Here is a 10,291-nt window from a genome sequence, read left to right as displayed (position 1 = left end):
CTGGCAGGTTGGGCGCTCACCTCGAATGCCGCGACAGTGACGTCTTCAATCACTACAGGACGGGGAGAGTCGGCCTTTGTCGTCACCAAGCACAAGGTACCCGCTGCACTGGCTGACCGGTCAATTTCACGAGCCAGGCAGGGAGGCGATGTATCGCCGGGACATCGCGCCCCGGGTTCGACGCGAGTCCAGCCTGGCGCTGAGCGTGGCGGCCCTGGTCTTCGGCATGTTTGCCATTTCGGACTACCACTATATCGGCGTGGGCACGGCGCTCTATCTGCTGCTCGTCATGCGCCTGGTGGTGGTGGCCTCCTGCCTGACCCTGGCCTTCCTGATCGGACGCGTCGGCGACTATTCCCGCCGGGTCTGGCTGCACGCCCTGCCTCTCTGGATACTCGCGACGGCCATCATCCTGATCGTTCCCCTGCGCCCCGAGAGCCTCTCCACCCAGGTCACCGCGGTGGTGGTGGCCACCATGGCGTTCTACCTGCTGATCCCCAACCTGCTGCCCGTGGTGGCCATCGCCAGCCTCTACCTGAACCTGGGCTTCCTGGCCGCGGCGGTGATGGCGGCGGACACTCCCGCCGTGGTCGTGCTGCGCATATTGCTGCTGCTGATCATGACCAACGCCGTGGGTTTCTTCGCCCTGCTGCGCCTGGAAGGGCTGCAGCGCAAGCAGTTCGCGCTGCTGCAGGAGGAGCGTGTGCAGAACCACCAGCTGGTCGAGGAAATCTCTCACCGAAAGTCGCTGGAAGCCCAGTTGCGCAAGGTCGCCGAGCGCGATGGTTTGACGGGCCTGGACAGTCGCGGTCATTTCATGGAGCGAGCCCAGGCGCTGCTGCAGCGCTCGCAGCATGAAAAGGCGCCCTTCAGCCTGTTCATGATCGACGTGGATCACTTCAAGGCCATCAACGACAACTGGGGGCACAGCCAGGGCGATCGGGTGCTGGCCGCGATCGCGGAGACCTGCAAGAACTCCCTCCGGCCCCAGGACGTGATCGGGCGCTTCGGGGGCGAGGAGTTCATCGTCGCCCTGCCGGCTACCCACCCGAAGGACGCCCAGATGGTGGCCGAACGCCTGCAGCAGAAGGTCAGCGATCTCGCGGTGATGGAGGCCATACCCGACCACCGCCTGACCGTCACCATCGGTATCGCCGGTGTCCTCGACGAGGCAACCGACCTGGACGCCCTGATCCACCAGGCCGACCAGGCCCTCTACGCCGGCAAGCACGGCGGAAGGAACCGGGTCGTGATAAGTCACGAAACCCGATCCTGACCCGGGAGCTGGTTGACACTGGCATTCCCCCCGCCGCTGACTCACCCTAGTCGAGACCGGGTGAGACCAGCTGCTGGATGCGGTGTAGAGACGCGTGATGCGGGTGATAGGTTTGGGTGCACTATAGGAAAGCCGCCACCACCTTCATCGTGGTGGCGGCTTGAAGCCAGGAGCATGGCACCCGATGACCTAATGCTTGCAGCATGCGCAACCTTAGATGGGGCCGAAAGCGCAATATCAAGGGCGCCGCTGCGACTGCATTTGTTAGCAATAACCTTCGGTAATATCAAAGATCTGCCAGCCACTTCATTAAGTTTCTGTACTTGTTTACAAACGCATCAACTGTTTCGTCCATATCATAGAATCCAGCAGAATCTATACCATGAACCTCATCTAATCTAAGCTGCTTTCGAATCTTTTTCATTTCACCCACAGGAACTTCAAAATTTGCCCTAGGATATCCAGTTTTAACAACCCACTGACCCCGCCTTATTTTTATGAAATTTTTATCCGGGCTACCAAACGTACATCCTTGGTCCTCTAACAGGCTTTTTAATCCTTTGAACTCCATAGCTGTATCACCCATGACACGGCTTCTGGCCCTATCCCGGATCCAGCTCGCGATAGCGGAAACCTCTGAGTCTGCATTCCTATTCTTGCCTTTCTGAATTTTAATTTCATGAGCAGCAACGCTTCTTGCCAAGTCATAAAGATCCTCTTCAGAAGCATCAACCAACAGCGTGTTATTTCTATCCAAAAAGACCAAAAGAGAGACCAGAGCAGTTCTCTTGTTACCATTTTCGAATGCATGACTGAGGGCAATGCCGAAGAAAAGCGTTGCACCGACATCATGTACTGTATTATATTTATATTGGCCACCACCTCCTGTGTGCTGTCGAAAAACGGCGGACGCCAGCTTATCTGGGTGAAGCGGATCAACTTGTCCGAAAGCATCTCGAGACGCAATTTTAAGACTTGACATTCGATTTCTAATTGCCAATACGTCACCTTCCGACAGCCTAGTAATTTCTGCCACTTTTACTCTCCTATTCTTTTACCATCTATTCAGCACTTATATCGCATACTACCGATTTCCCAACCCACTGAAAAAAGCACATATCGTCAGCATAACAACAATCATCGTATCCGCTAACTAACATCGATCGGGGGAATCGGGTACAAACCCTTACCCTTTCCTCATTCCTCATGATAAAACGCTAGTCTTTCCGCAATATCCATCATGCGCTCCATCGGCCTCTCATAACTCCACGCCACATCCTTGTGCTCACCAAAGGAGAAATACGAGGCGTCGCCCTTGAAGGGGCAGTGGGTCACGGTGTCGGAGGGGGTCAGCAGGTCCATCCGCACATCGTCGCGGGGGAGGTAATGCCGCGGCGGGTAGCCGCGCTCGCGCAGCTCGATGGCGCGGGTGGTATCGGCCAGGACGGTGCCGTCGATGACGACCCGCACCCGGCGGGAGTGCGGGTGCAGCGTGATGCACGGCTCGGGGGCATCGTCCATGATCGTTCCCTGTGTGTTTTTCTAATATTCACACAGGGTAGCAGCCATGGGCTCGGCCCGCTCTGCGCCGATGGTGGCAAGGCGGCAGGGCAGTTCACTGGCTCTTTCGGTGATCAGGGCACCGGCTGCTGCTTGAGCCGATAGAGCACTTTTTCCGGCCGCCCTTCGTCGTCGGTGTAGACCACGAAGGCCTTGTAGTGATCGAAGAAGGTTCCGGTGAAGAAGATCCACTCGTCGGGGCGGAAGTTGATGATGTTGTCCAGCTTGACGTCCTCCTCCTCGAAGAAGTCCTCGCCGGCCAGGGTGATCAGCAGCGCGCGGAAGTCGTCGGCAGTGTCGTCATCGAGCACGAAATCGGCAGCGAGCAGGCCGCCGAAGAAAGCGCTCAGGTCGGTATCACTGGAGGGCCGCTGGAAGGGCACCAGCTGCTCTCCATGCCGGTAGAAGAAATGCTCGCGGGTGCTGCGCCAGCCACTGTCGTCGGAGCGCGAGGCGAAGGTGTCGTAGTCGTAACGGTAGACGGTACTCCGCACGATATCGCTGCTATCCGGGGTCAGCACCGGTTCCACTTCCACACGAATATCCTCGATGAACAGCGCCTTCACCTCGGCCAGCTCCTCCTCGCTGACGGTTGGCGCGGAGGCGTCCACCAGGTCGTCACTGCCCCAGTCAACGACCCGCATCGAGGAGTCACGGCTTAGCTCGCCTTCAATCGTCAGCGAGATCCTGGCATCCTCCAGCGGCTTTGCGTCCGTTCCCACCAGGTGGCCATCGAAGGTCAGACTCCCTTCCAGGGCATCCTCTGCCACCCGTTCAAGCCGCAGGCTACCGGCATCGATCATCACCTCGCCCAGGAGGGTGTCGTTTCTGTCATAGCGCTCAGTCAGCGTCCTCAGCATGCCCAGCACCATGAAGGTGTCGCCATCGACAACTTCGACCCACGGGCCGACCAGGGCGGCTTCGCCTTCCACCATCGACGTCTCCGCATGTGGCGACAGCACCATGCAGAGGTAGTGCAGTTCGTCGCTGTCACTTCTCAGAATAAGCTCCGTGGCCGCGACCAGTCCTCTGCTGCTCTCGTTGAACCAGCCCTGGCCATAGGCGCGCCAGCTCTCGTCCTGTCGCTCCCAGGCGCCGGCGATGGGCGGAGCCATCTCCGGGTCGTCGCTGTCGAGCACGTCGAGGATTTCTGAAAGGCCCACTTCCTCCGACGGCATCGAGCACAGCGTCGGGTCTACCATCTCGATCAGCAGGCCCGGCGGCATTCGCTCCTCGAGCTCGCTGGCAGTGGTCGGTGCCGCCGCTGCCACCAGCATGCCGACTCCCACCAGGCCGACGGTTCGCCACGCGCGTGCGGAGGCAATGACTGAAGACATCATGACAAGTACTCCTTGTTCGTGGACATCGATGTTGCGATGCCCGGTGGCAACGCGCACCCCCCGACCCTAGCAGGGCATCATGGGACGTTCCCCGTTCATATGCAGGGGGGTACGCCAAGAGTGAGCCGGCAGGGAGCGGAGCAACGTCCACGGCAGCGGAGGCCTCGGGCCACCCTGCGCCGATGGCGGCAGGCCGGCGCCGAGCGGTCTTGCGACAGCCCCCGCGGGATATGCCACCCTGAGCGGGAAGCGCCCCGTCGCCGGCGACAGGCTATCTTCAAGGTTCCACACACCGTCATCAGGAAGGAGTGCCACCATGAGCAACAGGGACGCCTACGAGCAGAAGCTGCAGGCCAAGCTGGACGAGTGGCGGGCCGAGATCGACAAGCTACGGGCCAAGGCCCGAGGCGCCGAGGCCGATGCCCGCATCGAGCGCGAGAAGGAGGCCGACCGCCTCGAGGCGAAGCGCGAGGAGGTGCGCCAGAAGCTCAAGGAGATGCGCGAGGCCGGCGACGACGCCTGGGACGACATCAGGGAGGGCGCCGAGCACGCCTGGAAGTCCTTCAGCGAGTCGTTCGAGAAGGCGCGCGACCGCTTCAAGTAGCCCCCTTCACGACACCCCCTCACCCGGGCGCCCACCGCCGGCGCCCGGGATTCGTGCCGCTTGACCGCTTACCCGCCGGGTAGTGTGATGGTCCCTGGCGCCATGCGCGCCGCTGCCCGCTCCGTGCCAGCCAAGAGGCTTCCATGCGAAAGATCCTGCTCGTCGACAACGGCTCCCTGCGTCCCCAGGCCACGCTCAACCTGCGCCGCCTGGCCCGGGCCCTGGGCCAGGCCACCGGCCAGGAGGTCGAGGCCGCCTCCCTGCTGCACTCCTACAAGATTCCCGCGGAGGAGCTCGGCGGGCAGAAGGCGGTGTCGCTGGGGCCGCGGGCCGAGCAGCTGGCGGAACAGGGCGTGACCGAGCTGGTGGTCCTGCCCTTCTTCTTCGGGCCCAGCCAGGCGCTGACCCGCTACCTGCCGGAGCGCCTGGCCGAGGTGCAGGCACGCCACCCGCGGCTCTCCGTGAGGGTGGCGCTGCCGCTGGTGGACACCCAGGCGCCGGTGGACCTGCGCCTGGCGCGCCTGCTGGCCGACAACGTGCGCGAGCGGATGACCGGGCCGACGCGGCCCACGGTGGTGCTGGTCGACCACGGCAGCCCGATCCCCGAGATCACGGCGCTGCGCAACTACCTGGCCGGCCAGCTCAGCGTGCTGCTGGGCGAGGAAGCCGGCTGCGTCACCTACGCCTCGATGGAGCGGCGCGACGGCGACGCCTACCGCTTCAACGAGCCGCTGCTGGTCGACCTGCTGGCCTCCGAGGCCATGGCCGGAAGCGAGGTAATACTCGCCATGCTGTTCCTCTCCCCCGGGCGCCACGCCGGTGAAGGCGGCGATATCGCGGAGATCTGCGAGCAGGCCATGGCGCACTCCCCCGGCCTGCGCGTCACCACCACGCGGCTGGCGGGGGAGCATGACGGCATCCTGGAGATTCTGGCGACCCGCCTGGCCCAGGGCCTGGCCGGCACGCCGCTGCTGCTGGCCCTGCCGGCCAGCGACTGAGCCGGCACCCGGCGGGGACGAGGGGGGACACCAACGGCCCGGCTGCCAGGCTGGGCAGGAACATCGCGGCTCAGTGCTCAAGGAGGTGCCATGCCTGCCACTCGCGAGACATCGCTCAGCCCCGCCCTGGAGCGCGTCCACCTGGCGTGGGACCTGCTCGTCATCGTGCTGGTGATCGCCAACCTGACCCTGCTGCTGTTCGACAGCCTCTTCCTGCTCTCGCCGCTGAACGCCGCCTTCGAGGCCGTGGCCCCCGGCCTGCACGCCGCCTACGACCGGCATGTCCACGCCAACTTCATCGCCATCGACCTGGCGTTCGTGGCCCTTTTCGTGCTCGACGTGCTGCTGGGCTGGGCGGTGGCCATCGCCGAACGGCGCTACCACCGCTGGTTCTTCTACCCCTTCGTGCACTGGTACGACGTGCTCGGCTGCATCCCGGTGGGCGGCTTCCGGCTGCTGCGTATCCTGCGCGTCGTCTCGCTGCTGCATCGCCTGCACCGGCTGGGCCTGATCGACGTGCGCCGCTGGTACCTCTACGGGGTGGTTGCCAAGTACTACGACATCCTGCTGGAGGAGCTCACCGACCGCATCGCCATCCGCATGCTCGACAACGTCCAGGCCCAGCTCCGCTCCGGTGACGCGCTCTCCACCCGGGTGGTGGAACGGGTGGTGCGGCCCCGCCAGCAGGCGCTGATCCACGAGATCAGCCAGCGGCTGGAGGCCATGGCCGGCAGCGCCTACGCCCACAACCGCGACGACACCCTGCGCTACGTGCGTGGCCTGGTCGGCCGCACCCTGGCGGAGAGCCCGGAGATTCGCCGGCTGGCGCGGCTGCCGCTGGGCAGCCAGCTGAGCCGGGGGCTCGAGGCCTCGCTCTCCGACCTGGCCTGCCGCCTGGTCAACGAGGCGCTGGAGGGGCTGCAGTCGGCGGAGTTCACCGCCCTGGTGGAGCACCTGGCCGAGAGCGGCTTCGATGCCTGGCTGCGCACCGATCCCCATACCGAGCAGGTCACCGAACAGGTGCTGGTGGACATGCTGGAGCTGCTCAAGGAGCAGATCGCGGTCAAGGGCTGGAAGCACAGGTACGAGTGAGCCCACCGCCACAGGGCGCCACCTTGCCTCGCTCGGGGCAAGGTGTCATCGTCAACCGGCCACGAATTCCGCATCGCCAGGTGGGATCTCGGTGGTGCATTCGGAACGCTACAGTTCAGGCACCAGCAGCCATTATAGTGCCCCTTGAGCGGAGCTCTTGATCGCGCAGTTCCCCACCGACATTCTCTCGAGAATTCGCCATGTCACGACTTCCTCCCTTGATCGCACTCTCCTATTTCGAGGTCGCCGCGCGAACGAAGAGTTTCGCCGCGGCCGCCAAGGAGCTCAATGTCACGCCGGCGGCGATCAGCCACCAGATCAAGTCGCTCGAGGAGTATCTCGGCGTCGATCTGTTCGTCCGCCACCACCGCCGGGTCAGCCTGACCCCGGCCGCGCGTGTGGCCCTGCCGGAGCTGCATGAGGGGTTTCATGCACTGGGTCGTGCGGTGGACAAGATCCGCGCCTATGGCGAAGAGCGCCTGATCGTCACCGTGTGTGCCGAACCCCTGTTTGCCACCAAATGGATCGTGCCACGCCTGCACCGTTTCTACGCCCGGTGCCCCGACGCCGAAGTCCGGCTGCAGGCGAGCCTGCATACGGTGGATCGCCTCCACGATAGCGTCTTCGGCCTGGCCGATCTCAAGCGCGCGGGCATCGACGTTTCCGTGCGACTCGGCTACGGCAACTACGCGGACCTGGAGCCCCAGCGGATGATGAGCCTGGATCTGGTGCCAATCTGTGCACCGGAACTGGCCGCCACCGTGGAGGGTGTCGACACACTGCGCGGACTGCCGTTGCTGTGTGACAGCACCCTCACCCGCATCAACGAGCCCTACGTCTGGAAGGAATGGTTCAAGCAGCAGGGATGTGACATCGGCACGCTGCGGGAGCTGCGATTCGGCAACGGGCTGCTGGCGCTGGAGGCGGCCATGGCCGGCCAGGGCGTCCTGCTCGGCAGTCGGGATCTCCACCAGGCGGAGCTATGCGCCGGAAAGCTGTCGGTGCTGTTCGATCGTCCCCTGAACTGTGACCAGGCTTACTACGTGGTCAGTGCCGGCGCAGGCCTGGAGCGACCGATCGCCGGACAGTTTCGTGAATGGTTGCTGGAGGAAGCCGATATGCCCTCATCCGCCGTGCCCGGTGACGCCGCTCAGGTCTAGGTCAGGGTAGTCGGGCGCGATGAACAGCCGCCCCTTGATCCCTTCTGCGCAGGCCGCACGACGTATGCCCGGCCGCTCGGCCAGCGCCTCCAGCATGCCGACCAGGCTCGGCAAGCGCTCCCAGGGAAGCGCACGACAGGGGGCATCGACGGGGTAGAGCTGCATCCAGCGCACCAGACAGGCCAGGTAAGGATCGAGCACGCTGGGCCCTTCCTCGAGCAGCCAGGGCTCCCGACCCTGTTCGCAGAGAGCTTCCAGCTGCATGAGATGAGCCACCATACGTGGCCGCAGTGCATCGCGAAGCCGCTGGGCATCCTCCGCGCGAGGCGCATAGCGTGGCGTGTAGAAGCAGAGTCGAAGCTCGGCGTGGACGGTGTTGGAGAGAAAGAACAGCCAGGCCAGCAGGCGGCCGCGGCCTGCCGGTGCTGCAAAACGTGCGCCGTGGCAGCGCTCGGCAAGGTGCAGGAGGATGGCACCGGTCTCGAAGAGCGCCGTTCCATGGCGCTCATCCACCAGTACCGGCAACAGGCCCTGGGGGTTGAGCCGACGGAAGGCCGGGGCATCCAGTCCACCCGCGGCCCGGTCGACCCGCACCTCTCGATAGGGGAGGCCTTCGCTCTCGAGCACCATGCGCACGACCAGGTTGGCGCTGTCCGGCGAACCGTAGAGACGGTAGTCAGGCACCGTCGCGGTGTCGGTATCGAGATCCATCACGGCACCGGCAAGGCATCCGGGGATTCGGGGTTGAGCGCTTTCGGGTCGTCGCGCCCCGGGTACCAGGGCACGCGGCCCTCGAGCACCCCCGTCGTCTCGATGATCTCCGCCACACTGTGCTCCTGGCGGTAGGCCATGATGTGCGCACCGCTGACTCCCGGAATCTCGCGGATTTCGTGAAGCAGGTCCATGCACAGTCGCTTGCCTTCCTCCTTCTGGTTCTCGGCCCCCTCGAGCCGAGTGATCACCGCGTCAGGGATATGCACCCCGGGGACATGCTCGCGGATCCAGCGGGCGCTGCGTGCAGAAGCCAGGGGCCCGATCCCGGGCAGGATGAAGACGCGGTCGGGGCCTTCCAGCAGACCGAGGTCGTTCACCTTGAGCATGAAGTCGCGCAACCGCTCGATGTCGAAGCAGTACTGGGTCTGGATGAACTGGGCACCGGCCGCCACCTTCTTGGCCAGGCGAAGGGGTCGCCAGTCCAGCGGTGGGACGAAGGGGTTCTCGGCCGCACCGAGAAAGATCCGTGGGGGCGTCTCGATGCGCCGCCCGCTCTCGAAGCGCTGCTCGTCGCGCATGTTGCGGGCGATCTGCAGCAGCGACATGGAGTCGAGATCGAATACCGGCTTGGCCTGGGGATGGTCGCCGGCCTGCACACCGTCACCGGTCAGACACAGCAGGTTGCAGGCGCCCATGGCCGCGCCACCGAGGATCTCGCCCTGCATGGCGATGCGGTTACGGTCACGGCAGGAGATCTGCAGGATGGTGGCATAGCCGACCCGGGTCAGCAGCGAGCAGACCCCGGCGCTGGACATGTGGCAGTTGGCGCCGGAACCATCCGTCGCGTTGATGGCATCGACGTAGCCATCGAAGATGGCCGCCCGCTTGAGCACCTCTGCCGGGTCGGCAGAATCCGGCGGGTCGATCTCGCTGGTGATGGCGAACTTGCCCGCCCGCAACACCCGCTCCAGTCGCCCGGGGGAGACATGGCCGGGCAGGATCGGCAGGGAGTAGCCCGGAACGGGCTCGTCATCGAACTTCATCGTGTTGTCTCTCTGTTGGCGCTTGAAGGGGAGGTGCCGTCCCGTTGGCGAACCACGCGAAGCCAGGACGAGCTGCCCGTGAGGCGATGGTCCACCGGCAACTGGACCGCGTGGATGAGATCGCCCTGTTTCATCTGACGACTTCCTTCCCAGGCATCGACCCAGACACACATCATCTCTGGCTTCACCTCGCAATGCCCATCGGCACGCACTCCGCCACAGGGGCCGTTGCGCAGTGTCTTGGGGCAGTTCATGGGACAGGACATGCCGGTGGCAGAGAGAATGCACTGACCGCACATCCGGCAATCGAAAAGCGCCCCCTTGGCGGCCTTTTCCACCATCCTCACCGGCGCCTCGATGCGCTCGTGACCCAGTCGCCTCCACACCGGAGCGAGCTTGACCAGCACCGGCTCGAAGTGTCGGTAGATCCTCTCGAAGACTCTGGAATGGCGAACCACCCAGCGACGCACCCTGTGCATGATAGTTTCCTTCTCTCGTTGAGGG

The 10,291-nt window shown here is 64.1% G+C and carries 11 protein-coding genes; 5 read left to right on the top strand and 6 right to left on the bottom strand.

Annotation, left to right across the window (positions count from 1 at the left end; translation table 11 throughout):
- Window positions 1-148: 148 nt before the first annotated feature.
- Window positions 149-1,276, top strand: a complete 1,128-nt coding sequence (locus tag ACOMD9_RS04805; RefSeq protein ID WP_421412422.1) for a GGDEF domain-containing protein — start codon at window positions 149-151, stop codon at window positions 1,274-1,276.
- Between the two features lie 286 nt (window positions 1,277-1,562).
- On the opposite strand, the gene ACOMD9_RS04800 is transcribed toward ACOMD9_RS04805, so the two are convergent.
- From ACOMD9_RS04800 to ACOMD9_RS04790, 3 genes are all read right to left on the bottom strand, one after another.
- Window positions 1,563-2,312 carry a type II toxin-antitoxin system death-on-curing family toxin gene (locus ACOMD9_RS04800; RefSeq protein WP_421412421.1) on the bottom strand — a complete coding sequence of 250 codons (750 nt, stop codon included), beginning with the start codon at window positions 2,310-2,312 and terminating at the stop codon, window positions 1,563-1,565.
- 161 nt (window positions 2,313-2,473) lie between these two features.
- Window positions 2,474-2,797 carry a DUF427 domain-containing protein gene (locus tag ACOMD9_RS04795; protein WP_421412420.1) on the bottom strand — a complete coding sequence of 108 codons (324 nt, stop codon included), beginning with the start codon at window positions 2,795-2,797 and terminating at the stop codon, window positions 2,474-2,476.
- 113 nt (window positions 2,798-2,910) lie between these two features.
- On the bottom strand, window positions 2,911-4,176 hold the full coding sequence (locus tag ACOMD9_RS04790; protein ID WP_421412419.1) for a hypothetical protein: 1,266 nt from the start codon (window positions 4,174-4,176) through the stop codon (window positions 2,911-2,913).
- A gap of 316 nt (window positions 4,177-4,492) precedes the next feature.
- Between ACOMD9_RS04790 and ACOMD9_RS04785 the strand changes: the two genes are divergently transcribed.
- From ACOMD9_RS04785 to ACOMD9_RS04770, 4 genes are all read left to right on the top strand, one after another.
- Window positions 4,493-4,780 (top strand): sll1863 family stress response protein, encoded by a 288-nt coding sequence (locus tag ACOMD9_RS04785; protein ID WP_421412418.1) that lies wholly within the window; start codon window positions 4,493-4,495, stop codon window positions 4,778-4,780.
- 143 nt (window positions 4,781-4,923) lie between these two features.
- Window positions 4,924-5,778 carry a sirohydrochlorin chelatase gene (locus ACOMD9_RS04780; protein ID WP_421412417.1) on the top strand — a complete coding sequence of 285 codons (855 nt, stop codon included), beginning with the start codon at window positions 4,924-4,926 and terminating at the stop codon, window positions 5,776-5,778.
- Window positions 5,779-5,868: 90 nt separating this feature from the next.
- Window positions 5,869-6,870 (top strand): ion transporter, encoded by a 1,002-nt coding sequence (locus ACOMD9_RS04775; RefSeq protein WP_421412416.1) that lies wholly within the window; start codon window positions 5,869-5,871, stop codon window positions 6,868-6,870.
- A gap of 200 nt (window positions 6,871-7,070) precedes the next feature.
- Window positions 7,071-8,030 (top strand): LysR family transcriptional regulator, encoded by a 960-nt coding sequence (locus ACOMD9_RS04770; RefSeq protein WP_421412415.1) that lies wholly within the window; start codon window positions 7,071-7,073, stop codon window positions 8,028-8,030.
- Here the strand turns inward: ACOMD9_RS04770 and ACOMD9_RS04765 are convergent.
- Genes ACOMD9_RS04765 through ACOMD9_RS04755 form a run of 3 tightly spaced genes read right to left on the bottom strand, consistent with a single transcriptional unit; the run spans window position 7,995 to window position 10,266 of the window.
- Window positions 7,995-8,741 carry a glutathione S-transferase family protein gene (locus ACOMD9_RS04765; RefSeq protein WP_421412414.1) on the bottom strand — a complete coding sequence of 249 codons (747 nt, stop codon included), beginning with the start codon at window positions 8,739-8,741 and terminating at the stop codon, window positions 7,995-7,997. The genes ACOMD9_RS04770 and ACOMD9_RS04765 overlap by 36 nt on opposite strands.
- Window positions 8,741-9,787, bottom strand: a complete 1,047-nt coding sequence (locus tag ACOMD9_RS04760; RefSeq protein WP_421412413.1) for a methylenetetrahydrofolate reductase — start codon at window positions 9,785-9,787, stop codon at window positions 8,741-8,743. Before ACOMD9_RS04760 ends, ACOMD9_RS04765 begins: the two co-directional genes overlap by 1 nt.
- Window positions 9,784-10,266 (bottom strand): methylenetetrahydrofolate reductase C-terminal domain-containing protein, encoded by a 483-nt coding sequence (locus tag ACOMD9_RS04755; RefSeq protein WP_421412412.1) that lies wholly within the window; start codon window positions 10,264-10,266, stop codon window positions 9,784-9,786. Before ACOMD9_RS04755 ends, ACOMD9_RS04760 begins: the two co-directional genes overlap by 4 nt.
- Window positions 10,267-10,291 lie beyond the last annotated feature (25 nt).

It is taken from the genome of Halomonas terrestris, assembly GCF_049166755.1.
Lineage (GTDB): Bacteria > Pseudomonadota > Gammaproteobacteria > Pseudomonadales > Halomonadaceae > Halomonas.
The sequence above is the reverse complement of the archived record's forward strand: the minus strand, read 5'-3'. Positions and strand labels throughout refer to the sequence as shown.

What these genes read in the sequence shown, in the direction of transcription:
- ACOMD9_RS04780 (WP_421412417.1), top strand. Translation starts at nt 4,924, where the DNA reads ATGCGAAAGATCCTGCTCGTCGACAACGGCTCCCTGCGTCCCCAGGCC.
- ACOMD9_RS04770 (WP_421412415.1), top strand. Translation starts at nt 7,071, where the DNA reads ATGTCACGACTTCCTCCCTTGATCGCACTCTCCTATTTCGAGGTCGCC.
- ACOMD9_RS04790 (WP_421412419.1), bottom strand. Translation starts at nt 4,176, where the DNA reads ATGATGTCTTCAGTCATTGCCTCCGCACGCGCGTGGCGAACCGTCGGC.
- ACOMD9_RS04775 (WP_421412416.1), top strand. Translation starts at nt 5,869, where the DNA reads ATGCCTGCCACTCGCGAGACATCGCTCAGCCCCGCCCTGGAGCGCGTC.
- ACOMD9_RS04760 (WP_421412413.1), bottom strand. Translation starts at nt 9,787, where the DNA reads ATGAAGTTCGATGACGAGCCCGTTCCGGGCTACTCCCTGCCGATCCTG.
- ACOMD9_RS04785 (WP_421412418.1), top strand. Translation starts at nt 4,493, where the DNA reads ATGAGCAACAGGGACGCCTACGAGCAGAAGCTGCAGGCCAAGCTGGAC.
- ACOMD9_RS04765 (WP_421412414.1), bottom strand. Translation starts at nt 8,741, where the DNA reads ATGGATCTCGATACCGACACCGCGACGGTGCCTGACTACCGTCTCTAC.
- ACOMD9_RS04755 (WP_421412412.1), bottom strand. Translation starts at nt 10,266, where the DNA reads ATGCACAGGGTGCGTCGCTGGGTGGTTCGCCATTCCAGAGTCTTCGAG.
- ACOMD9_RS04795 (WP_421412420.1), bottom strand. Translation starts at nt 2,797, where the DNA reads ATGGACGATGCCCCCGAGCCGTGCATCACGCTGCACCCGCACTCCCGC.
- ACOMD9_RS04805 (WP_421412422.1), top strand. Translation starts at nt 149, where the DNA reads ATGTATCGCCGGGACATCGCGCCCCGGGTTCGACGCGAGTCCAGCCTG.